Raw genomic sequence first — 22,740 nt, forward strand, 5'->3', positions numbered from 1 at the left:
CGAAACTAGTCTGCGGACTCCGAGCTAGCCCTTTTCTTTTCGATCTTTTTAACATTCCAAATATACAGCGTCTCCACCTTCGCCCTCGCCCAAGGCGTCTTGCGCAAGAAAGTCAAACTCGATTTGATACTCGGATCACTCGCAAAACAATTAATGCGAATCTTGCGTGCCATCTCTTCCCAACCTAATAGATCAACAAGATCAGTTAAGATTGTTTCAAGTGTTACACCGTGTAAGGGATCGTTGCTCATATGGATGGATTAGAAAACCAAGAGGCGTACTCCACATAATTATAGGCGGTACGTTTGAACACTTCCGCCGCATCCGGGCTCACCTCTTTTAAATATTTGGCTGGATTTCCCGCATAAATAGTTCCTGCCGGAACTCGAGTTCCTTGGGTCACGACGGCTCCAGCCGCGACGATACTTCCGGATTCAATGTAGGCATTGTCCATCACGATCGCCCCCATTCCGATGAGCACATTATCTTCAATGGTACAACCATGTACGATCGCATTGTGCGCGATGGAAACGTAGTCGCCTATGGTGGTGACGGTTTTTTCAAAGGTGCAATGAATCACGGCGCCATCTTGAATATTGGTATAATTCCCAATGCTGATCGCATTCACATCCCCGCGCACCACTGCATTGAACCATATCGTACAATGATTTCCGGTGCGCACATTGCCCACAATGGTGGCATTGGGAGCTACCCAATTTTCTTCTCCTAAAGAAGGCGATATTCCTTTTACAGGTAAGATTAAGCCCATTTTCCTTGTAGTTTCAGTACTTTTTCAATCACATCTCTAACCGCACCGCGCCCACCATTGAAAGGTGAAACGTATTTCACGACTTGATGCAATTCAGGGATCGCATCTGCCGGACAAGTACTTAAAATATCCAGACGTGAAAGTATCTTCAAATCGGCCATATCGTCCCCCATGTAGAGAATTTCGTTTTCTTTGACCCCAAGTTTAGACAATAATTCTAGGTAGGTTTCTAACTTATCTTTCCCGCCTAAGCCGAAATAGATGTGCTGAAATTTTAGGTTTTCTAAGCGCTTTTTTACCCCTGCATGACTTCCTCCCGTGATGACGCACATCGTGTAATTCGCCTCGCGTGCTTTTTCAAGCGCATAGCCATCTCGGATATAGAAGGTGCGGAAGTGTTCACCTGTTTCGAGCACGTGAACATTGCCATCCGTCATCACCCCATCGACGTCAAAAATGAAGGCTTTTATATTTTTAAATAAGGAAAGTACGTTAGACATAGGAATTAATTTGACCCAAATATCTGAATATTTTATGTATTTTTATCCGTTTATGCAGAATACGTCGTCTTTGTTTCGCATCCTATTTTTTATACTCGCCCTGAGTTTTGGCCTTTCTGCGCAAAAAATTCAGGTAGGCCCTTATGTTATTCGGGTGAATGGAACCCAGGTTGAAAAAAATCAGTGGGGCCCGTCAGAGATTTCATATCGCATTGCGAACGATAGTCTTGTTTTTCAGGTATCGGAATTCCAGTGGCTTCCTACATCGAATTTAGGGTTAGCAAAAGGCGGAGAAATTACCGGCGAGAAACTGGGGCATAATAAAGCGCTTTTAAAATTTGATTCCCTTCTATTAGAGCCTGCAAATGGTATTTTATGCTTCTCATCAGGGAATTGGATAGAAAATGAAAATACGATTAAGGGGGATGGAACTCTCACACTAAGACGTAAAAGCAAATTATTTAGCTTTGAATTCAAGGCCACAGAATTAGTTAAAATGAAAGGGGAGGGCTGGGAAGTAGAAGGCAAACCCCTATTCAAGGACTATGGCAAAGGACTAACGGGCGACGCCCGATTGCGTTTTGGAAGTTTGGGGACGATGTCTGCTCCGCTGATTTGGTTCCTGCCAGACTCATCGATTATAGTGCCAGAGGGACGTTGGTCTAGCTCCTTAAGCGATTCAGATTCGCTATTTAGAGGCAAACTGTCAGGTCAGTGGTATCCTAAAAATCAGACCTTCCATTTTAAAAAATTACCCGGCGCCACGAACCCATCTTTGTTCGAAGACACTTTTCACGAGATACGAATGTCAGTGGATTTAGGGGTGTTGCGCGTGAAAGAAAAGCGCATCGATTTCTACCAGATTCTGGGCAGAAATCAGGTACCCGCTTGGGTCGAATCGAAGGATTATTATAATTACGGACGGATCCAAGAATTACAGGGGCTGTTGAATTATAGTCCCATACGGATCCTATACCGCTATTTAGTGGAGAATAAAACAGAAACAGCTACCATCGGGGATCTCGCGGTCTTGGTGAATCGCAAGCCGGAACAGATTCAATCGGGCTTTCAGTCTTTCGTGGAGGCGGGCTATATGAAGATAGAGGACGATCAAATTTCTTTCACTAATCAAGGGAAGCATTATGCGCGGGTGGCCTATGAGAAAAAGGATTTTGACACCTTTTATGCGGCCTCCATGGGAGATCGATTAGATGCAGATTCGGCCTCCATGAGCCTCGATTTAGTGGAAAAGAAATTACGGATCAGGGGAATTCAGCAGGTGATGATTTCGGACTCATTGAAGGCGGAATTTATTCCGTATGATGAGGCTTTGACCTTCCAAAAAGGGCGAGACTTTAATTTCCTGGGAGAAATCAAGATCGGGGATTACCGTTTCCGCGGGCCAGATTTTGCCTTTAAATTCAATGATTTTACGGCACAATTCACGAAAATCGATTCCATTACTTTCATCCCAAAAGGCCAATCAAAAGAATTTGGAGGCCAATTTCGATACGAATCGGGTTCCATCATTTTGAGTGCGCCAGGCAATAAATCCGGACGTTTCGGTGTTGCAGAATACCCTAAACTACTCATCCCGAATGGAATGACGGCTCATTTCGATGAGCCCTGGCGCGCAAAAGGGGTGTATGAATCAAGGTATTATTTTAAAGTTCCGTCCATTGCGTTAGATAGTCTGACTAAAAAGGCCCCTGTTTTCATCGGTACGTTCAATTCCCCCGGACTTTTGCCTCCTTTAAACACGCAATTGGTGTTGAAGCCGGACCAAAGTTTTGGCTTTACTTATTTTCAAAAATCTCCATTAGCCATTTATCAAAAGAAAGGAACTTTAGTGCTAAGTGAGCCTCTCGAAATGGATAAAAAGGGCTTACACACCGCTGGAACCTTTTCAATAGCGGGTTTTCAGTCAGCTACGAAAGAGGCTTTCTTGTATCCAGATTCGTTAGTCAGTACGGGTCTAGGAGGAAAATTAGGCGAAATGGCTAATAAGAAAGGTCCCATTGCCACCCTTCCAGCGCATCGCTTTACCTGGTTACCTAAGGAGGATTCGCTTGCTGTTTATCCGGAGAAAAACTCTTTCGCGCTCTATGGAAATCAATTGCAATTAGAGGGGCCGGTATGGATGCATCAGAAGGAGGTTTTTGGAAAGGGCGAGATAACCTTAGGGGACGGGAAATTGCAATCGGAATTGTTTTATTTCCAACCGGCCACTTGGAAATCGAAAGACGCTTCGCTCTCGATAGGCCTAAAGAAACCGGTATTTATCGCGGAAAGAATCGCCATCGAAGCGGTACCAGGAGCAGTGAACCTAGCCTTCAAACCGGTGGAGGAGACGCAAGTCATTTTGCCTATTCAAAAGTATAAAACGACTTATTCGGGGGCTATTTGGGAACAAAAAAATCAGAAAATTAAGCTCCAAAAACTCGAATTACAATCGCTGGATTCTGCTGTAAAATCAGGGCCTATTTTGGCCAAATCGGGTATTTTAGATCAAGTTTCAGAAGTGTTATCGCTAGAAGGAGTAAAAGAAATAGAAATAGGGCCGGCCACGGTTTATCCAGCGAAAGGCCTGCTAGCCATCGCGAAAAGTGGGCAATTCAAATCATTATCCGGTGCGAGGGCAACCGTAAATGGCCATGTTTTGGCAAACATTAATACCGTCACCGCTAATGCACTTCGATTTACAGGAACCGCGTCGTATTTATTGCCAGTTGAAGGAAGCGATAGTTTAGTAATTCCCATGAAGAACTTCGATTTTCTTCCCGAAGGAATACGTGCAGAGGCGCGCTATATCGAGAAGACGCCACTGAAACTGACTTCACATCAAGAGTTTAAAGGGGATGTCTATTTTCTATCAGAAAAACCGAGTTTAGAATTCAAAGGCTCCATTCGTCCCTTATTAGGCACATTGAAGTTTAAAACGGCTTGGATTCCTTTCGCAAATTCAAAAGGAATTGTGGTGAACGATGAGTTAAAAGATGAACTTGGACGCTCGGTGACCGCCGGAATTTTCGTGAATGCAGACAATAAATTATACCCGTCTTTCTTAGGGCCTATGTCGAATGAAGACGATCCGGTCTTGTTTAAAGCAGCGGGAGAAGTGACGGAAGCCTCCGAAGTATATAGCATCAAAAATGCGGAATCCCAGATGCATTTATCCATCCCTAAAAAGCGGGTAGACACGGATGGTATGGTTCAATTGTTTACGGGGAATAAGCTGGTACGGTCTTTTGGCAAGATTTCCATGTCGCTGGATACCTTAATTCCGCGCATCGAATCCTGGCTCAGTTTGCAATTCCAGGTACCTGTTCCTATCCTCGCTAAAATGGGCGACCGTATTGTGCGCTATAATCTAGATGAAGGTTTGCAAACAGCTGCGGCGGATGAACCGGAGAATCGGGATGAATATCTGAAAAGAGTGGAACCTATTTTAGGGAAGAAATTGACGGAATCTGTCAAAACAAAGATGGATCGCGAACACATCGCCTTAGACAAAGTCGATCCGGAATTTGCGAGTATGATTAATTTTTCGTCTGTAAAATGGGCCTGGTCCCCTAATTTGAGCGCTTTTTATTCCATTGGCGATTTACCACTGATTAATGTGGGGCCAGTGGATGTGAACGCAACAATTAAAGGATTTATGGAGGTAGTGAAGAAGCCAAATAAGGAGGAGTTTTACGCCTATTGGGAATTATCGGAAGATCTTTGGTATTATTTCGCTTATTTTGAGGGAGAGTTAGGCGTTTATTCTTCGGATAATTCCTTCCTTGCCACAGTCAGGGAGTCGATGAAAACACAGAAAAAAGGCGGAATAAAAGTCGTGGAGGCCGCTGCGGAAGAAAAGAATGCTTTTGTTAAACGATTCACATCGTATTATAAACCTTTGATTCCCGTGAAGAAGGCGCCAGCGAAAAAAGAACCAACAAAAACAAAACCAGCCACTAAAGGCAAAGAGAAAACAGGTGGATTTTAAGAGAATTCGATATTTAAAGCAGTTTTTTGATTGCCTAGACCGATGGGGTTTGGTGCGCCGCGATCCCTTTGGGAATCCGATCGGGATGAAGCGAATTGTGGTGTTCGTTTTAGGCTGGCTGACTTATGCGCGCTTGAGCATTTATAATCGTACAGAAATTAAAGGAACGGAAAAGATTGAGGATTTACCACGTGAAGGCGTCTTATTTCTGTCGAATCACCAAACCTATTTCATGGACGTGATCTGTTTTTATCACATCTTTTTCTCCGTGAAATGGCGGATAAAAAATAGCATTCGTTTCCCCTTTTATCTTTTAGCACCTCGCTCCCGACTATTTTACGTGGCGGCTTCGGAAACGATGAAAGAAGACGGATTTCTCCCAAGAGTATTTTCATTAGCCGGCGCGATTTTAGTGAATCGCTCTTGGCGAGCACACGGTCAGGATGTGAAACGCGACGTTGATTTAGAAGCACAAGAAAAAGTGAGTAAAGGCCTCGCATTTGGGTGGGTTGTCAGTTTTCCACAAGGAACCACGCGGCCTTTTGCGCCCATTAGAAAAGGTACGGCGCATTTAATTAAGGCCGCTAATCCCATTGTCGTTCCCGTTCAAATCAACGGCTTCAGACGCGCTTTTGATAAGAAAGGCTTCTTTCTGAAGAAGCGAAACACGACTTTAAGCGTGGAATTCAAGGACCCGATTCGCTTCAAAGAATCGGACACCATCGAAGAGATATTACAGCGAATCTCGGATGAAACCGGCATTCCGATGGCGGATAGTCATGTTAACTAAAACCCAAGGCATCGTCATTTCCTACCTGCGTTATCGAGAAACCTCGATATTAGTAAACGTATACACGGCCGAATTAGGGATTTGTTCTTATATCGAAAATGGGGTTCGTTCTGCCAAAGCCAAGCATAAAATGGCCCTCTTCCAGCCGCTCACACAGCTCGATTTAGAGGTCTACCACAAGCCTGGAAAAGGTTTGCACCGCATCTCCGAAGCTAAATGCTCTTTTCCCTACCAAGGAATCCCCTTTGATATTGCGAAGTCTTCTCTCGCTCTTTTCTTATCTGAAGTATTAAGTAAAGTCTTGAAAGAAGAAGAAGCGAATCCCGTGCTTTTCGAGTTTTTATGCCAATCATTGCAATATTTAGATCGAGCCGTAGATCATTTTGAGAACTTTCACCTGCAGTTTTTGTGGCAATTAGCGTCCTATTTGGGTTTTGGCGCTAGCACATCTGCGGAATTCTGCCAGCAATTAAAGGCGGCAGGGTGCATCGTCCCCACCTTCGCGGGACTGGACGCATTGATTCAGGCAGATTATGGTCATCCCATCGTGCTGCACCGGGCAGAGCGTAAAGAATTAGTAGCGGCGATGATAAATTATTATCAATTGCACATGGAAAACTTCGGAGAGATTCGTTCCTTGCAAATATTACAAGAAGTATTAGCCTAAAAAATAGTAAGTACTATATTTTTTTTCAAATAAAATTATTTCTACTATATTTAAAAATATTTATATTTAATCATAATAAAATCATAGAAATACCATGAAAACATTTTGCTCTTACGTGCTTTTTATTTTATTAATTGTATGTTATAATCAATCTTATGCTCAAAAGTTTAAATACCCAAGACTTTCTGGAGATGTAAAAAAGGAATCAAAAAAATATGAAAAAGAGGGTTGGAACAATTTCCCAGGTAATATGCCTATTGGGCAACAGCTTAATAATACATTCAACAAACAAAATGAGTTAGATGAAGAGGGCATGCAAAAATGGTTTTTTGCAAGTGGAGTTTCCGTAGGTCAGACACTTGCAGCTGCAGAAATGCAAGCAAATGAGTTAGCGAAAAACGATTTAGTACAACAAGTTGAATCTGATATTAAATCTTTTACTGAAACTAATTTAGCAAATAATCAGTTGTCAAAAGATGAAGCTGCAAGTATAACAAAAACAGTTAGCGTTGTAACAAATAAAGTTGCTCAAAAATTGGGTAGAGTTGTTCCTTTGTTGAGAATTTACAGAGAAACAGCAAATAACTATGAAGTTCAGGTTCAGGTTGGTTATAATATTTCATCTGCAAAAAAAATTATGCTTGAGGAAGTGAAAAAAGAACTTGGAGTCGATGCTGAAAAAATCAAGGATAAAATGAATAATTTTTTATATTCTAATCAATAAATCTGTTTACTCATGCGAATATTATTGTTTTTAATTTTTTTCATTTCATGTCGTGTTTCTTTTGCCTCATCCATTGCTTGCGTTGATACCACATTAAACGAAGAGTTTTATGTAAAATATGATTCTAACCTTACTCCAGAAGAAAATAAAGACCAAGCTATCAATCTAGCACTATTAAATAGTCTAGAAAATGCTTATGGGAAAATTATTACATCTTCTAATGATATGACGATTAGTAATTCTACGGAATCTAAAAATAATAACACTTCTAGTACTAGTTTTAAAAGTAGGACCAAAAGTCTTGTACAAGGTAAAGTGCTAAAAATAATTGACCTGTTATATGAAAAACGAATAAGTGAAAAATATGCTATGGTAAATGGCGAAAGAGTTAAAGTTAATTCAGAGTTTAATTATGTTCGAGCCCAATTTATTGCAACTGAATCCAATCAACCAGTTTTTTTTGAGCAGGAAATGGGAAATATTCAAAAGCAACTTGAGCTTATTGGTCAAAATGTTGAAAAAAACACAAAAGATATTTCAAGTGTCAAACAAAATATAGAAGAACTAAATAAGAGTGGAGGGCGAATAATAAATGCTTCAACCTATAAAGAATTAACTTTCAACATAATCAATCAGTTAAACACAAACGCAAAAAAAGAAGAATTAATTATAGATCTTGTCAATAGATTTCCTGTCGAAGTTCGACAAATGCTATCTGTAAATTCTCCGGGAGGAGAAGCGTTTAATATTTTGTATTCTTTATTAGGGGAGTATGGAGGTCTTTATTCAATTACTTTGCCTATCGCTATCGAAGCAGTAGAACCATTGATTCAAAATATTGAAAAATCAAATAATCCTGATTTATACGCTTTATATTTATTTAGAAAGTTATCTGTCTTTATCGAGTCAGCATCTGCTGCCCAGCGGGGGGCTGAAGTCAGCATAGATAAATTTATCAAATTAAAGGAAATAGGAGATCAGATTATCTCTAAATTTTCTGAGAGCGATGATTTGAATTTAATGTTGCGATATCACTATTATTCCACAATTCTGGGGTATTATAATCTGGTTGGAATAAGAAGAGTTTATATACATGATTTAAAAACTTCTATAGGTTTTGGCGATGAAATGTTAGGTATTTACGCGAGACTTCTTGAGAAAAAGTCATTCGCAAATAAAAGTAGAATTTTAGATCAAATTAATTCAGGTGTAGAATGGTATAATAGTAATGGATTTGGTGTGCCTAGTAAAACGAATCTTCATAATTCAAGTACAATTTTAATCGATTATTTATACGCACAAGATCCGGTTTTCCAAAAATCTCTGGGCTTTATGCCATTTACATATAAATATATAGTTCAAACTATGATTGAAAACCATCAAAAAGAAGGCGGCTTAGATTATCTTTTGAAATTCTGTCTTAAAATCTGATTTTCTATGTTGTTTTGAGTCATGATCTATCATCTTCAACCTGCGGTAAATCCGGATCATCTCGACATAACTTTTCGGTTTACCCCTCGTAAACCGGGCAAACAGGTGATTCAACTCCCTATTTGGCGACCAGGACGTTACCAAGCCCAAAACTTTGCAAAAAATATTCCTGTACTTAAGGCATTCAGCGGAGGCGTGCCTATTGCGATCCACAAAATCGCTTCCTCTACCTGGGAGCTGATGGCGGAGGAACCTGTCGAAATCCGCTATAGTTATTACGCGAATCAGCCTGATGCCGGCGGTTCGGTCATCGAAACGGATTTGATTTATATCAATTTCATTAACTGTTTATTATACGTAAAAGGTCGTGAAAACGAGCGCTGCGAAATACACATTCAAAAGCCCGACGGCTGGAAAAGTGTGTGCACCTTCAAGAATGGAGGAAAATACCGCGAGCTAGTGGATTCCCCTTATATGGCCGCTCCAGCTATTTTTCAACATAAATGGAACTGCAATGGCGTAAAATTTGCGATTGATGTGGTGGGATCGCGCCAGGCTTTGACAAAAAAATTAACCGACGCTTACGAGAAATTCACCCAAACCCAGCTAGACTGGATGGGCCACTTCCCCGTCAAAGAATACCACTATATGTTATGGGTTTGTCCATCCCCTTATTACCACGGCGTCGAGCACACGAAATCGACGATGATGGTGATGGGCCCGCCAGATCGCGATGCGTACGAAGATCTGATCGGTTTAGGTTCGCATGAATTATTTCATGTGTGGAACATCGCTACGATTCGTCCCGCAGCATTATTTCCTTACACCTATCACCAAGAAACGCCTTTTTCTACGGGCTGGGTCGTAGAAGGAATCACTACCTATTTAGGGGATTTATTTTTATATGAGTCAGGCGTTTGGACTCAGCAGGAATACCTTGCAGGACTTTTAGGGAATTTGAAACTGCATTTCGATCGGGATGCTGCCGCGCAGCAATCGCTGGAAGAAAGTTCAATCGATTTATGGCTGGATGGCTATGGGACGAGTTTGCCGAATAAGCGCGCGTCGATTTATTATAAAGGGGCGGTGGTGGCCCTGGCTTTGGACCTAAAAATGCAATCGAAAAATGGGAAATCGCTAAAAGAAATAATGCGGGCCATGAATGCGGAATTTGGTCAGCTTAAAAAGGGCTATACGAAAGCGGACTTCATCCGCATCTGCGAAGGCATCTACGGCGATTCGTTGCATGACTTTTTCCATACCTATGTTGAAACCAACGCAGACATTACTTTAGACCTCATCGAGATTCTGGACCAGTCAGGATTACAATTTCATCACGATGAGCTAAAAGGTTGGACACTAGGTAAGTTATAACGCAATTAAAATACGTACCTTTTCTTTAAAGTTGACATTCTGTCTTTAAAAGCGCTTTAATTTTTCCTAAATTTTTAGGAATTTTAAGCAATGAAAGAATTTCACACCTTAATTAGAAAGACTAGAATAGACAAGGGCTATAGCCAGGACTATGTTGCGTCACAGGTGGGGATTACTTTATCTGCTTTTTCTAAAATTGAACGTGGGCTAACGAACCCTTCTTTAAGTCGAATGAAGCAAATTGCGGAAGTGCTGGAAGTGGATTTATCGGTTCTATTTAGGCCAAAAGATTATCCCCATTTCTCCGGCGTCGCAGACCCCGGCGGTCCCATGGCACCCGTTTCACGCTACGAATTCGAAGCCTACGTAGGGCTGTTGCGCGACCTTCAGGAGCAATTACGCGATTTATCTGATCGCATCGTTTAATCCCCCTTTTTCATTGCGGAATCAGGGCTTATGCCTAAATTGCAGGTTCAAAATCAATTGCTATGTTGAATAGACCGCGTCGTAACCGTTCCAGTGCCGCTATCCGCACGATGGTGGAGGAAAATCGCCTATCAGTGAAGGATTTACTCTTCCCTCTTTTTGTGATGGATGGACAAAATACCCAAACGGAAATCAAATCCATGCCGGGCATTTACCGTTACACGACGGATTTGTTATTGAAGGAAATCGAATCTTGCGTAAACTTGGGCATTACTTCGTTTGCGCTGTTTCCTCAAGTTGCCGAGGAGCGCAAGGACACGTTAGCGACAGAATCACATCGTAAAGGCAGTCTTTATTTAGAGGCCATTCATGCGGTGACGAGCCGTTTCCCCGAGATTTCGATGTTAACGGACGTGGCGATGGATCCTTATAGTTCAGATGGGCATGATGGGATTGTTCGCGGCGGCGAGATTTTGAACGATGAGACCTTAGAAGTATTGGCCAAAATGGCCATAGCACAAGCCCAAGCCGGATCTAAACTGATCGGACCTTCAGACATGATGGATGGCCGTGTGGGTTATATCCGCGATTCTTTAGACGATGCAGGTTTCACGAATGTGGGCATTATGGCCTACAGCGCGAAATATGCGTCTGCTTTCTACGGACCTTTTCGCGATGCCTTGGAGTCTGCGCCTAAATTTGGCGATAAAAAGACCTACCAAATGAACCCCGCAAACAGCCGCGAAGCGCTGCGCGAGGCAGAATTAGATGAATTAGAAGGAGCAGATTTCTTGATGGTTAAACCGGCTTTGGCCTACTTAGACATCATATCATTACTCCGCGATAATACAAATTTACCGATTGCAGCCTATAACGTCTCTGGCGAATATGCCATGGTGAAAGCAGCCGCTGCGAATGGCTGGATTGATGGCGAAAAAGCCATGCTGGAGAGCTTGCTAGCGATGAAGCGCGCAGGAGCCCAGGTGATTTTGACCTATTTTACCAAAGAATTTGCCCAATTAAAAATATCATAAAATGTCGTCAGACCGTTACATGCAACGAGGCGTTTCCGCCTCGAAAGAAGATGTCCATAAAGCCATTGCGAACCTAGATAAAGGCCTATTTCCGCAGGCATTCTGTAAAATCTCCCCAGATATCTTGGGAGGCGATGCAGACTATTGCAACATCATGCATGCGGATGGGGCGGGGACGAAGTCGTCTTTAGCCTACCTATATTGGAAAGAAACGGGCGACATCTCCGTGTGGCGCGGTATCGCACAAGACGCGGTCGTGATGAACACTGACGATTTAATCTGCGTAGGAGCAACGGACCAAATGTTGCTTTCCAGCACCATCGGCCGCAATAAAAACTTAATCCCTGGCGAAGTCATCGCCGAAATTATCAACGGCACAGAAGAAGTCTTACAAATGCTTCGCGATAACGGCATCGGAATCTATTCCACCGGCGGCGAAACCGCAGATGTAGGAGATTTAGTGCGAACGATCATCGTGGACAGCACGGTCATCGGCCGCATGAAACGTTCGGACGTTATTTCAAACGGCAATATCCAAGCAGGCGATGTGATCATCGGTTTAGCCTCAGATGGCCAGGCGAATTACGAAACGACTTATAATGGCGGAATGGGCAGCAATGGCTTGACTTCTGCGCGTCATGATGTGCTAGGGAAATACCTAGCGACGAAATATCCTGAGTCATTCGATCCTTCGGTTCCCTCAGATTTAGTGTATTCTGGTTCTCGCAACTTAACAGAAGCGGTTCCTGGCACCCCATTAAACGTAGGCCAATTGATTCTTTCCCCTACGCGCACCTATGCGCCGGTCGTGAAGGCTTTATTGACTGAATTGCGTCCTCATTTACACGGAATGGTGCATTGTTCTGGCGGAGCGCAGACGAAAGTGATGCACTTTGTGAACCATGTCCACGTGATTAAGGACAATTTATTCCCGATTCCTCCTTTGTTTGATTTGATCCAAAAAGAGAGCGGAACCAGCTTCCAAGAAATGTACCAAGTATTCAATATGGGCCATCGTTTAGAAGTCTATGCGAATCCAGCTCACGCGGATGAAATCATTCGCATCTCCCAGTCCTTCGGTATTCCAGCCCAAATCGTAGGCCGCGTAGAGGCCTCAGCGACTAAGAAGCTGACCATCAGCAGCCCTTACGGAGAATTTATTTATGAATAGTGTTTGCTATTAAGCGAATTATTTTTTAGATTTGCACCCCCATTTAAAGGGCTTTTAAAAGTTTTTCATTTGTCTTGAATCACTAGCCTCGTGGGATTGTTTCACTTAAATACAGTAAAAATGTACGCAATCGTAGAAATTGCCGGGCAGCAATTTAAAGTAGAAAAAGACCGTTCTGTTTACACCCACCGTTTGGCGGGAGCAGAAGGCGCTGCACTGGTTATCGACAAGGTATTACTTGTTGACAATGACGGAAAAATTTCCGTAGGAGCTCCCTTAGTAGCTGGAGCCACTGTAACTGCTAAAATTATCTCTCACTTACGTGGAGAAAAAGTTTTAGTTTTCAAGAAGAAGCGTAGAAAGACCTACCAGAAAATGAATGGTCACCGTCAAAATTTGACAAAAGTATTGATTGAATCAATCAATTTAAAATAAGTCTTAAACTAAGCGATTCTTCGGAACGCATAAATAAATAATACCATGGCACATAAGAAAGGCGCCGGATCATCTAAAAACGGTCGCGAATCACATTCTAAACGATTAGGCGTTAAGTTATTTGGAGGTCAAGCAATCATTGCAGGAAATATCATCGTTCGTCAACGTGGTACTGCTCACAATCCTGGCTTAAACGTAGGAATCGGAAAAGATCACACATTATTCGCTTTAGCGGATGGTGTTGTTAAGTTCAAAAAAGGTTTTAAAGGACGTTCATTCGTTCACGTTTTACCTATTTCAGCTGACGCAGCTCCTGCAGATGCACCAGCGAAAGCACCAGCTAAGAAAGCAGTTCCAGCTCCAGTAGCTGAGGTAGCAGTAGAGGCAGCAGCAGAGGCTCCAGCTAAGAAAGCTCCTGCAAAGAAGGCAGCAGCTGACACAGCAGAGAAAAAAGCACCAGTGAAAAAAGCAGCTAAGGCTGAGTAATTCACCTCGCATTATATAGGAAACCCGGCATGAAAATGCCGGGTTTTTTTGTTTTTTGGAAACCAAATAGGACGTACCTTTGTTCTACTTTTTAAATACCCCCTCATGAACAATACAACATCCATCCATATTTATACTGAATCCACGCCTAATCCGCATTCCATGAAGTTCGTCTTCAATATGGAACTACTTCCGGAAGGCATGTCATTCGACTACACACAACCAGCAGACGGATTAACGAAGGAGAAAAATTCCCCATTAGCCGTTGCTTTATTCGGATTCGATTTCGTCTCCCGTGTATTCATCACCACTAATTTCATCACCTTAACTAAGTCCGAGTCAGTGGCTTGGGAAGATGAATTATTTGGGATTAAGTCCTATTTAAAGAAGTATTTCGAAGAGAAACACCCCGTGTTCTCTCTGCCTGAAACGGCGATTGCAGACGATCAATCTAATGACACCCCTGCTATCAAGCAAATCAAACAAGCCTTAGACGAATACGTTCGCCCAGCAGTTGAATCTGATGGCGGCGCGATTACCTTCCACTCTTTTGACGAAGCAACAGGCCAAGTAAAAGTATTATTGCAAGGATCTTGCTCAGGCTGCCCGTCTTCTACGTTAACCCTAAAGCAAGGTATCGAAGCGCTATTAACGCGCATGGTGCCGGGTGTGAAGGAAGTGGTGGCGGAAGGGGTTTAATTTTACTAAATCTCCTGCGGAGATTTAGTAAAATTAAAAGAATAGAGCATAAAGCACAAAGCATAAAGTAGGAATAAAAAAGGGGGCCTCGGCCCCTTTTTTTATGATATCAGAAATGATTTAAACATTTCATAAAGGTTATCGCCGCAGGCGATACCATCTTTATTCTTTATGCTCTATGCTTTATTCTTTACAAATAATTTAAAACATCCCGCAACTCAATAACCTCCCTAAAATTCTCATGCTCCACCTTGTGCGAAACCACTTCGTGAGCCCAAGTCGTGTGGAAAGGAACATGAATTCCATGTCCACCCACCGCAAGAACTGGGAGAATATCTGATTTTAATGAATTGCCTATCATCGTGAAATGGGCCGGATCCACATCGAGGTGTTTGATGAGTTTTAAATAATCGCTTTCCTGCTTATCCGACATGATTTCGATGTGGTGGAAATATTGTTCTAGGCCTGATTTAGCAAGTTTTCGCTGTTGATCCAAAAGGTCTCCTTTGGTAGCTACGACTAAGCGGTATTTCCCTTGCAGGGCTTGTAATACTTCTTCTACGCCAGGAAGAATTTCAATGTCGCGTTCTAATAATTCTTTTCCTAGGTTGATGATTTTTTCGATTCCATCTAATCCCATGGTGCCTCCAGATACTTGAATGGCTGTTTCGACCATGGATAGCATGAAGCCTTTGACCCCATATCCATATAAAGCGAGGTTGTTCATCTCGACTTTGAAGAGCTCTTGTCCCGTCGTATGTACAGGTAAGTAGTCTTCCATAAGCGCACAGAATTTATCCTCTGTCTCTCTAAAATAAGGCTCGTTCACCCAAAGGGTGTCGTCAGCATCGAATGCGATTACGTGGTTCATTTTTTCAAATATCAAAGTTCAAAAACCAAATTTCAAAGAGCAAAGAAGAAAGTTCAAATTCAAGGATCAAAATCTTCCTCCGGACTCATTTCCTCCGGACTATTTATTCCACATTTGAACTTTACTCTTTGAACTTTGGTCTTTACTTCATATTAGCAAAGCAAAGCTTTGCTAATATGAAGTTGCAATCGTAATAAAATCAGCCGCCACAAGCGAAGCGCCACCGATTAAACCACCATCTACGTCTGCGCAAGCGAATAATTCTTTTGCGTTTTTCGCATTACAGCTTCCGCCGTATAGGATAGAGCAATCGTCGGCTACGCTTTGGCCATATTTTTTAGCAATATGTGCACGTAAAAAGGCGTGCATCTCTTGTGCTTGTTCTGAAGAAGCAGTTAAACCTGTTCCGATCGCCCAGATAGGTTCGTATGCGATGACTACTTTTCCGAACTCTTCAGCCGATAAGTGGAATAAGCTTTCCGTTAATTGTTGTGCTACATGGCCTAAGAAATCAGCGCCTTCGCGTGTTTCTAAGCTTTCGCCGCAGCAGAATAAAGGAGTTAAGCCGTTTGCCAAAGCTGCATCAGTTTTAGCGGCTAATTGCTCATTCGATTCAGCGAAGTATTGACGACGCTCGGAGTGTCCAATGATAACGTATTGTACGCCAGCAGAGGCTAACATGGAGGCAGAAATTTCACCTGTGTATGCGCCTGATGCTTTTTCGTGGCAGTTTTGGGCTGCGACAGCTAGGTTAGGAATGCCTTCAATGACTTGATTTACACCCGTTAAATACAAAGCGGGTGTCGACATAATCACCTGAACATCCGCGGAAACGCTAGACTTCACTAATTCTGCTACTTCTGTAGCTAAAACGAAAGCCTCTTGCACCGTTTTGTTCATTTTCCAGTTACCTGCAACAATTTTTTTTCTCATACGTTCATCATTTAAGCCACAAAATTACAACACCTTTCCGTGGAATGAAAATTACCTATAAAAATTCGGCCCGATATTTCAGAAGATTCCCACATTTAGCGTATTTTCACACCTTATATGAACGTTAACCTTGCTATGAAAAAAATCAGCACTGTCTTACTATTTTTCCTTCTTCCTTTTCTGTCTTTTTCACAGGATTTATTTCCACATACGCAGTCAAAATGGGTCGATTCGGTTTTCAACACTTTGAGTGTGGACGAGAAAATTGGCCAATTATTGATGCCTCGTGGAAATGTGGCGGATACCTACGATACGACGCGACTTTATTCGATTGTGAAGGATTACCATGTGGGGGGATTTGTGCTTTTTAAAGGGCATCCGGTGAAGCAGGCAGTGTTAGTGAATGAGTTGCAAAATAGAACCAAGGTTCCCCTGTTTATAGGGATGGATTTAGAGTGGGGTTTAGCGATGCGTTTGGATTCGACGTTTCGTTTTCCCTACCAAATGACTTTAGGCGCAATGCAGGGCAATGCGGCGCTGATCGAGAAGATGGGTTTGCAAATAGGGGAGCAATGCCGTCGGATGGGAGTGCATATTAATTATGCGCCGGTGGTGGATGTGAATAATAATCCAGCGAATCCGGTGATTAATTTCCGCTCGTTTGGGGAGAACCGGGAGGATGTGACGGCGAAGTCTTTGGCCTATATGAAAGGACTACAGAAGGCCGGAATTATTACCTCTGCGAAACATTTTCCAGGTCACGGGGACACAGGAGTGGATTCTCATCTGGATATTCCGATACTAAATCACTCGCGTTCACGTCTGGACAGTTTGGAATTATATCCCTACAAAGAGTTAATTGCGAATGGCTTACAAGGAGTGATGGTGGGTCACTTGAACCTGCCAGCTTTAGATACGACAGCATCCTTAGCTTCGACGCTTTCGAAGCCGATTGTGACGGGTTTATTGCGGGATGAAATGAAGTTTCAGGGCCTCGTGTTTACGGATGCGATGGATATGAAGGGCGCAACTAAAATGTTTCCAGAAGGCACAGCGAATGTAAAAGCGATCTTGGCGGGGAATGATATTTTAGAAACTTTTGTGGACGTTCCGGCGGCTTTTGAGGCGATTAAGAAGGCGTTAACGAATGGTGAAATCTCGCAAGAGGATATCGATAGTCGGGTGAAGCGTATTTTGAATGCCAAAGCCTGGGCAGGTCTTGCCCACTATTCTCCCATTGTCGTGGAGAATTTATTAAAAGACTTAAATCCGATTAAAAGCGAGGTCTTAAACCGCGAATTTGCAGAGAAGACGATTACCTTAATTAAGAATCCAGGCGAGCTTGTTCCTATAAAAGCGCTAGATAAAACACGTATCGCGACTTTAGCGATTGGTAAACCAGCTTACGGTTCTACTTTTCCTACGGAGTTCCAAAAAATATCCCACAACTACCTCGAAATGCCTCATTTCTACCTAGACGAAACGAGTGCGGATTCGACGATTGCGCGCATTGAAAAAACACTTGCGAGCTATGATGTGGTGTTGATGGGGATTCATAGTATTTCGATTCGCCCGGCGAATAATTACAGTTTAAAACCGGCGATCAAGACCTTGGTGAATCGTTTTGCAACGCCTAAAACGGTGGCGATTCATTTCGCGAATGTGAATACGCTGACACAATTTGATAGCTTGAAGAACGCTGGGGCATTAATGACGGCTTATCAAGATGGAATTACGCAGCAGGAAGCGGCGGCGGAAATTATCTTTGGGGCAATTCCGGCGACGGGTAAATTGCCTGTTAGTTTGAATACAACTTATAAGCAGGGGATGGGTTTGACGACGACTTCCTTAGCGCGTTTGCAATACAATTTATTACCAGAAGCAGTAGGGATTTCGTCTGCCTACTTGAATGCAAAAGTGGATTCGATGGCGAAATTAGCGATTGCAGTAAAGGGCGCTCCTGGAGTTGTGGTATTGATTGCTAAAGAAGGGAAGGTTATTTACCACAAAGCTTTTGGCAACCAAATCTACGAAACGACGGTTCCTCTAAAGACGTCAGATATCTTCGATTTGGCCTCTATAACCAAGATTTCTACCTCCATTCCTGCGTTGATGAAATGGCAAGATGAAGGTAAATTCTCGTTAAAAACGACGATGGGGCAATTAGTTCCGTCCTTCGCAAAATCGAATAAATCCGGACTTTTATATGAAGATGTATTAACCCATCAATCACGTTTAAAAGCCTGGATTCCCTTCTGGATGGACTATGTGGACAGTACCGATATGATTTTCCAAAGCAAGAAATTCCAAGAAAAATTCACAAAAGACGATGTGAAGTACAAATACTTGGAGCGTTTCTTAAGCCCAGCCTCAGGGGAAGCGCGTTTAAAGAAAAATATCAAGGACGAAAAAGCGATGTGGAAGGAATACGTGGACATCACGAAAGATGTGACACGTTGGAAACCGTTCACGCTTTCTTATGTACAATCGGAGGAATATCCGACGTCGGTAGCGCCTAATTTATTCGCGCACAAAACGATGAAAGATCGGATTATGGAGGCGATTAAGGAGAGTCCATTGCGCGAGAAAAAGGAATATGTGTATTCGGATTTATCCTATTATTTATTGCCATCGGAATCGCCGCGTTTGACTGGAAAACCCTGGACAGATTTCTTATCTGATACCTTCTATAAACCTTTAGGGGCGTCGACCTTAGTGTATCAAGCGGAGAAGCATTTTCCACTTGCTCGTATTGTGCCTTCAGAATATGATTCACTTTTCCGCAAGACTTTGATTCACGGGAAAGTGCACGATGAGGGTGCGGCCTTATTAGATGGGATTTCGGGTCACGCAGGTCTCTTCGGCAATGCGAATGACTTAGCGAAATTAATGCAGATGTACCTCCAAAAAGGCTATTATGGTGGACAGCAATTCATTCAAGAATCCACCATCAAACAATGGACGTCTTATCCTTTCAGCGTGGAAGAAAATGCGCGCCGCGGGGTAGGTTTTGATAAAGTGGATCGCAATAAGGCCGGTATTTCAGCGGCGGCCTCGGCTAGTCCGGAGAGCTTCGGACACTCTGGTTTTACGGGAACGTATACCTGGATAGATCCTGCATCTGATTTAGTGTATGTGTTTTTATCGAATAGGGTATATCCGACCCGGAATAATTCCAAAATTTCGGACATGAATATTCGCACCGGAATTAATGAAGTGATTTACCAAGCGATTAAAAAAGGAAACTAAAATGCGGATATTAATCACGGGGGGATCCGGTTTTGTGGGGGGTGCTCTGAAGCAATTTTTGCTTTCTCAGGGCCATGAAGTGGTGATTTTGTCTCGCTCTGGCGGTGATTTTCAATGGGATATTGCCTTCGGGTATGTAGACCCTGCTGCCTTCGAAGGGGTAGATGCCATCGTGCATCTAGCTGGAGCAGGTATCGCTGAGGAACGCTGGTCTGCTGCCCGCAAAAGAGAATTAGTGAACAGCCGCGTGCGCGGTACGGCGGTATTATATCAAGCTTTATCTACCTTACCTCATCAAATCAAAACAGTCATTTCAGCCTCTGCTATCGGGTTTTATGGGGCAGATGCCGGCGAGGAAGAATGTGTAGAAACATCCCCTGCAGGTTTGGATTTTCTAGCTGATTGCACGAAGCAATGGGAAACAGCGGTAGATCAAATCGCTTCCTTAGGCATCCGTGTTGCTAAAGTGCGCATCGGATTAGTGCTGGGAGCTGCAGGGGGAATATTTCCTGTAATATCGAAGCCGATTCGCTGGGGTCTAGGGGCAAATTTGGGTTCCGGAAAGCAATGGCAATCCTGGATACATATTACCGATTTAGTGAAAATTTTTAACGAGATGTTGGTAAATTCTACGTTATCTGGGGTCTATAATGGCGTGGCTCCGGAACCCATTAGGGCGGGGGAAATGAATAAGCAAATTGCCAAAGCTTTGCACAGGCCGTTCTTCTTACCCGCAATACCCGGCTTTTTGCTTCGCCTGGTTTTAGGGGAAATGGCTTGTTTAGTACTAGGCGGTAGTCGCGTGTCTTCGGCAAAGCTGGTGAAAGACGCCTCCTTTTCATTTACCTTTGTCCGCTTCGATGAAGCATTAAAAGAACTGACACATGTCTAAAAAAATATTGATTTATTGCGGGTCTTCGAAAGGCCATAATCCTGTCTACGCGGAACAAGTGGTAAAATTAGCGCAGGCTTTACATTCACACGGATGCGAAGTGATTTTTGGCGCTGGAAGTGTAGGTTTGATGGGTGTTTTAGCTGACGAATTCCTACGTTTAGGTGGTCACGCGATTGGTGTGATTCCTAAGTTCATGGAACCTTGGGAAGTGAAGCACAAAGGCTTACCAGAATTACACGTGACCGAAACGATGCACTCCCGCAAGGCGCTGATGGCCGATATGGCGGATGGGGTAATCGCGATGCCGGGAGGCTTTGGGACTTTGGATGAATTATTTGAAATACTTACTTGGAAGCAATTAGATCTGCACGAAATGCCTGTTTCGGTATTTAATATCAATGGCTATTTTGATCTGCAATTGAAGCAAATTCAGCACATGGTGGATGAAGGTTTCTTGAAGCAGCCGAACATGGATGCTTTGCAAGTCGAATCAGATCCAGGCAAATTAGCGGATTGGATCATGGCATATCAGCCAGAAAAAATGGAGAAAAAGTGGATTTACGTGGGATGAGAAAGCTGTTATTCTTCTTTTTGATATCGATTAGTCTGTCAGCGCAGAAGCTTCCGGAGAATCTGGGATCTGCTGTGAATTCAGAGTATTCTGAATTAAATCCGGTGATTTCTCCGGATGGAAGGACGCTCTATTTTGGCCGTAAAAGTCATCCGTCTAATCGCTATGGAGTGAAAGGATCTGAGACGATTTCGGGCTCACAGGATATTTGGTTCTCAGAAAAAGTAGGGGACACCTGGAGTTCGGCAAGACGTCTTTCTGAGGTGCTGAATCGTGATCAATACAACACGATTTTATCGATTTCGCCAGACGGCCAAACGATTCTTTTGAAAGGCGCTTATGTCAATGGAACTTATGAAACGCGTGGCTTTTCCATCTCGAACAAGACGACGGGTGGCTGGAGTGTTCCAGTTAAAGTCGACATTCCGGGGTATGAACAAATGAGCAAAGGGAAGAATGAATATGCCTATTTATCGATGGATGGGAAGGCTATTCTGTTGGCTTTTTCAAGAAAGAAAAACAGTGAAGACGACGATTTATATGTGAGTTTTTATGAGGATGGGCGTTGGTCTCGTCCCCTGGATTTAGGGGAAAGTATTAATACCAAATATTCTGAAACAACACCATTCCTATCAGCCGACGGAAAGACGCTTTATTTTTCGTCTGATAGACCAGGAGGACAAGGAAGTCAAGATATTTACTTGACACGTCGATTAGACGATACCTGGCAAAATTGGCGGAAGCCCCAAAACCTAGGTTCACCCATCAATACGGAAGAATACGATGCCTATTATTCCATCGCAGCGAAAGGTGATTATGCCTATTTTATGTCGGGGAAGGCATCGCTGGGGAAGAAGGATATTTTTCGACTTGGACTAGAGTCGTCGGAAGCCGCAGGGACTGAGGGACTGAGTCCGAAGTCCGAAGGGAAAGATGCCGGAGGAAAGGAGTCCGGAGGGAAAGTGGGGAATAGTCCGGAGGGAATGAGTCCGAAGTCCGGAGGAAATGAGTCCGGAGGGAAAGAGTCCGGAGGAAATGAGTCCGGAGGGAGACTAGGGAATTCGTCTACACGCTCCGTTACGTCGCAAGAATCGGATCCAGTAGTTCTTCTTTCTGGAACCGTGTTAAATCAACAAACAGGTAAAGTACCAGAGAATGCCTCTGTTACCTATGAAGACTTGTCTACTGGGAAAGCCTTAGGGCAGGCGAAACCAGATCCTACTACAGGTAAGTATAAATTAGTTTTGCCCTATGGTAAAAACTACGGAATAACGGCTAATGCGAAGGGTTTAATTCCCACTTCGATCAATGTAGATTTAAGTACTGCTCGTGGCCGCTATCTTGAATTAGATGATCGGGATCTTTCAATGGTCCCCCTTGTGAAGGGAAACACGGCTACGGTGAATAATTTGTTTTTTGACCTAGGAAAGGCGGCATTAAAACCAGAATCGGAACCGGAATTAAAACGAATCTTGCAGGTGATGAAGGAGAATAAGGCTTTGGTCATTGAGATTAGTGGTCATACGGATAACACAGGATCGGACGAAATCAATAATAAACTATCCTTAGAGCGAGCAAATGCAGTGAAGGATTACTTGTTAAAAGGATTAATTGAATCAACTCGAATTCGAACAAAAGGCTATGGTAAGTCGAAGCCCAAGGCTGATAATGCCACCGAAGAAGGGCGTCAAATTAACCGCCGCGTCGAAATAGAAATTTTATAA

20 protein-coding genes and 1 pseudogene are annotated in these 22,740 nt (G+C 43.1%); 16 read left to right on the forward strand and 5 right to left on the reverse strand.

The annotated features are described in order from the left end of the window. Nucleotides 1-5 precede the first annotated feature (5 nt). The 3 genes from ACST14_RS09700 to ACST14_RS09710 are packed head-to-tail and all read right to left on the reverse strand — an operon-like array spanning nucleotide 6 to nucleotide 1,269. Entirely contained in the window at nucleotides 6-251 is a 246-nt protein-coding gene (locus ACST14_RS09700; protein WP_459463019.1) for a VF530 family protein, read from the reverse strand. Next, nucleotides 248-769, reverse strand: a complete 522-nt coding sequence (locus ACST14_RS09705) for a gamma carbonic anhydrase family protein (RefSeq protein ID WP_459463021.1) — start codon at nucleotides 767-769, stop codon at nucleotides 248-250. Before ACST14_RS09705 ends, ACST14_RS09700 begins: the two co-directional genes overlap by 4 nt. After that, the gene (locus ACST14_RS09710; protein ID WP_459463023.1) at nucleotides 760-1,269 is read right to left on the reverse strand and encodes a KdsC family phosphatase; all 510 of its coding nucleotides are present in this window, start codon (nucleotides 1,267-1,269) and stop codon (nucleotides 760-762) included. The genes ACST14_RS09705 and ACST14_RS09710 overlap by 10 nt, the downstream gene beginning before the upstream one ends. A 34-nt stretch (nucleotides 1,270-1,303) precedes the next feature. On the opposite strand from ACST14_RS09710, the gene ACST14_RS09715 reads away from it, so the two are divergent. From ACST14_RS09715 to ACST14_RS09770, 12 genes and pseudogenes are all read left to right on the forward strand, one after another. Then, the gene (locus ACST14_RS09715; protein WP_459463025.1) at nucleotides 1,304-5,260 is read left to right on the forward strand and encodes a hypothetical protein; all 3,957 of its coding nucleotides are present in this window, start codon (nucleotides 1,304-1,306) and stop codon (nucleotides 5,258-5,260) included. Beyond that, entirely contained in the window at nucleotides 5,250-6,050 is an 801-nt protein-coding gene (locus ACST14_RS09720) for a lysophospholipid acyltransferase family protein (protein WP_459463027.1), read from the forward strand. Before ACST14_RS09715 ends, ACST14_RS09720 begins: the two co-directional genes overlap by 11 nt. Next, the gene (gene recO, locus ACST14_RS09725) at nucleotides 6,040-6,717 is read left to right on the forward strand and encodes a DNA repair protein RecO (RefSeq protein WP_459463029.1); all 678 of its coding nucleotides are present in this window, start codon (nucleotides 6,040-6,042) and stop codon (nucleotides 6,715-6,717) included. Before ACST14_RS09720 ends, recO begins: the two co-directional genes overlap by 11 nt. Before the next feature lie 94 nt (nucleotides 6,718-6,811). Continuing rightward, on the forward strand, nucleotides 6,812-7,441 hold the full coding sequence (locus tag ACST14_RS09730; protein ID WP_459463031.1) for a hypothetical protein: 630 nt from the start codon (nucleotides 6,812-6,814) through the stop codon (nucleotides 7,439-7,441). Nucleotides 7,442-7,453: 12 nt separating this feature from the next. Next, a complete protein-coding gene (locus ACST14_RS09735) occupies nucleotides 7,454-8,872 on the forward strand; it encodes a hypothetical protein (protein WP_459463032.1) in 1,419 nt (472 codons plus the stop codon). A gap of 21 nt (nucleotides 8,873-8,893) precedes the next feature. After that, entirely contained in the window at nucleotides 8,894-10,246 is a 1,353-nt protein-coding gene (locus tag ACST14_RS09740) for a M61 family metallopeptidase (protein ID WP_459463034.1), read from the forward strand. Between the two features lie 90 nt (nucleotides 10,247-10,336). Beyond that, nucleotides 10,337-10,672 carry a helix-turn-helix domain-containing protein gene (locus ACST14_RS09745; protein ID WP_459463036.1) on the forward strand — a complete coding sequence of 112 codons (336 nt, stop codon included), beginning with the start codon at nucleotides 10,337-10,339 and terminating at the stop codon, nucleotides 10,670-10,672. Between the two features lie 62 nt (nucleotides 10,673-10,734). After that, nucleotides 10,735-11,706: a porphobilinogen synthase gene (gene hemB / locus ACST14_RS09750; RefSeq protein ID WP_459463038.1), complete on the forward strand. Its 972-nt coding sequence runs from the start codon at nucleotides 10,735-10,737 to the stop codon at nucleotides 11,704-11,706. 1 nt (nucleotide 11,707) lies between these two features. Next, the gene (locus tag ACST14_RS09755; protein WP_459463040.1) at nucleotides 11,708-12,877 is read left to right on the forward strand and encodes an AIR synthase related protein; all 1,170 of its coding nucleotides are present in this window, start codon (nucleotides 11,708-11,710) and stop codon (nucleotides 12,875-12,877) included. A gap of 120 nt (nucleotides 12,878-12,997) precedes the next feature. After that, on the forward strand, nucleotides 12,998-13,312 hold the full coding sequence (rplU, locus tag ACST14_RS09760; RefSeq protein WP_459463042.1) for a 50S ribosomal protein L21: 315 nt from the start codon (nucleotides 12,998-13,000) through the stop codon (nucleotides 13,310-13,312). 45 nt (nucleotides 13,313-13,357) lie between these two features. Then, nucleotides 13,358-13,615: pseudogene (gene rpmA, locus ACST14_RS09765) on the forward strand (50S ribosomal protein L27); the annotation flags it as partial. Between the two features lie 288 nt (nucleotides 13,616-13,903). Continuing rightward, nucleotides 13,904-14,497: a NifU family protein gene (locus ACST14_RS09770; RefSeq protein WP_459463044.1), complete on the forward strand. Its 594-nt coding sequence runs from the start codon at nucleotides 13,904-13,906 to the stop codon at nucleotides 14,495-14,497. A gap of 190 nt (nucleotides 14,498-14,687) precedes the next feature. On the opposite strand, the gene ACST14_RS09775 is transcribed toward ACST14_RS09770, so the two are convergent. Both ACST14_RS09775 and tpiA read right to left on the reverse strand, forming a co-directional pair. Further along, nucleotides 14,688-15,368, reverse strand: a complete 681-nt coding sequence (locus ACST14_RS09775) for an HAD family hydrolase (protein ID WP_459463046.1) — start codon at nucleotides 15,366-15,368, stop codon at nucleotides 14,688-14,690. 171 nt (nucleotides 15,369-15,539) lie between these two features. Beyond that, complete coding sequence (tpiA, locus tag ACST14_RS09780; protein ID WP_459463048.1) at nucleotides 15,540-16,301, reverse strand: triose-phosphate isomerase; 762 nt, start codon at nucleotides 16,299-16,301, stop codon at nucleotides 15,540-15,542. A 135-nt stretch (nucleotides 16,302-16,436) separates the two neighbouring features. On the opposite strand from tpiA, the gene ACST14_RS09785 reads away from it, so the two are divergent. The 4 genes from ACST14_RS09785 to ACST14_RS09800 are packed head-to-tail and all read left to right on the forward strand — an operon-like array spanning nucleotide 16,437 to nucleotide 22,740. Continuing rightward, nucleotides 16,437-19,550, forward strand: a complete 3,114-nt coding sequence (locus ACST14_RS09785; protein ID WP_459463050.1) for a glycoside hydrolase family 3 N-terminal domain-containing protein — start codon at nucleotides 16,437-16,439, stop codon at nucleotides 19,548-19,550. Between the two features lies 1 nt (nucleotide 19,551). Continuing rightward, a complete protein-coding gene (locus ACST14_RS09790) occupies nucleotides 19,552-20,442 on the forward strand; it encodes a TIGR01777 family oxidoreductase (protein ID WP_459463052.1) in 891 nt (296 codons plus the stop codon). Continuing rightward, entirely contained in the window at nucleotides 20,435-21,016 is a 582-nt protein-coding gene (locus ACST14_RS09795) for an LOG family protein (RefSeq protein WP_459463054.1), read from the forward strand. The genes ACST14_RS09790 and ACST14_RS09795 overlap by 8 nt, the downstream gene beginning before the upstream one ends. Then, nucleotides 21,013-22,740: an OmpA family protein gene (locus tag ACST14_RS09800; protein WP_459463056.1), complete on the forward strand. Its 1,728-nt coding sequence runs from the start codon at nucleotides 21,013-21,015 to the stop codon at nucleotides 22,738-22,740. The genes ACST14_RS09795 and ACST14_RS09800 overlap by 4 nt, the downstream gene beginning before the upstream one ends.

It is taken from the genome of Aquirufa sp. A-Brett2-15D (assembly GCF_054558735.1).

Bases quoted from the DNA above. Each gene is read 5' to 3' on its own strand.
- ACST14_RS09700 (WP_459463019.1), bottom strand. From the start codon at position 251: ATGAGCAACGATCCCTTACACGGTGTAACACTTGAAACAATCTTAACT.
- ACST14_RS09705 (WP_459463021.1), bottom strand. From the start codon at position 769: ATGGGCTTAATCTTACCTGTAAAAGGAATATCGCCTTCTTTAGGAGAA.
- ACST14_RS09710 (WP_459463023.1), bottom strand. From the start codon at position 1,269: ATGTCTAACGTACTTTCCTTATTTAAAAATATAAAAGCCTTCATTTTT.
- ACST14_RS09715 (WP_459463025.1), top strand. From the start codon at position 1,304: ATGTATTTTTATCCGTTTATGCAGAATACGTCGTCTTTGTTTCGCATC.
- recO (WP_459463029.1), top strand. From the start codon at position 6,040: ATGTTAACTAAAACCCAAGGCATCGTCATTTCCTACCTGCGTTATCGA.
- ACST14_RS09730 (WP_459463031.1), top strand. From the start codon at position 6,812: ATGAAAACATTTTGCTCTTACGTGCTTTTTATTTTATTAATTGTATGT.
- ACST14_RS09735 (WP_459463032.1), top strand. From the start codon at position 7,454: ATGCGAATATTATTGTTTTTAATTTTTTTCATTTCATGTCGTGTTTCT.
- ACST14_RS09740 (WP_459463034.1), top strand. From the start codon at position 8,894: ATGATCTATCATCTTCAACCTGCGGTAAATCCGGATCATCTCGACATA.
- ACST14_RS09745 (WP_459463036.1), top strand. From the start codon at position 10,337: ATGAAAGAATTTCACACCTTAATTAGAAAGACTAGAATAGACAAGGGC.
- hemB (WP_459463038.1), top strand. From the start codon at position 10,735: ATGTTGAATAGACCGCGTCGTAACCGTTCCAGTGCCGCTATCCGCACG.
- ACST14_RS09755 (WP_459463040.1), top strand. From the start codon at position 11,708: ATGTCGTCAGACCGTTACATGCAACGAGGCGTTTCCGCCTCGAAAGAA.
- rplU (WP_459463042.1), top strand. From the start codon at position 12,998: ATGTACGCAATCGTAGAAATTGCCGGGCAGCAATTTAAAGTAGAAAAA.
- ACST14_RS09770 (WP_459463044.1), top strand. From the start codon at position 13,904: ATGAACAATACAACATCCATCCATATTTATACTGAATCCACGCCTAAT.
- ACST14_RS09775 (WP_459463046.1), bottom strand. From the start codon at position 15,368: ATGAACCACGTAATCGCATTCGATGCTGACGACACCCTTTGGGTGAAC.
- tpiA (WP_459463048.1), bottom strand. From the start codon at position 16,301: ATGAGAAAAAAAATTGTTGCAGGTAACTGGAAAATGAACAAAACGGTG.
- ACST14_RS09785 (WP_459463050.1), top strand. From the start codon at position 16,437: ATGAAAAAAATCAGCACTGTCTTACTATTTTTCCTTCTTCCTTTTCTG.
- ACST14_RS09790 (WP_459463052.1), top strand. From the start codon at position 19,552: ATGCGGATATTAATCACGGGGGGATCCGGTTTTGTGGGGGGTGCTCTG.
- ACST14_RS09795 (WP_459463054.1), top strand. From the start codon at position 20,435: ATGTCTAAAAAAATATTGATTTATTGCGGGTCTTCGAAAGGCCATAAT.
- ACST14_RS09800 (WP_459463056.1), top strand. From the start codon at position 21,013: ATGAGAAAGCTGTTATTCTTCTTTTTGATATCGATTAGTCTGTCAGCG.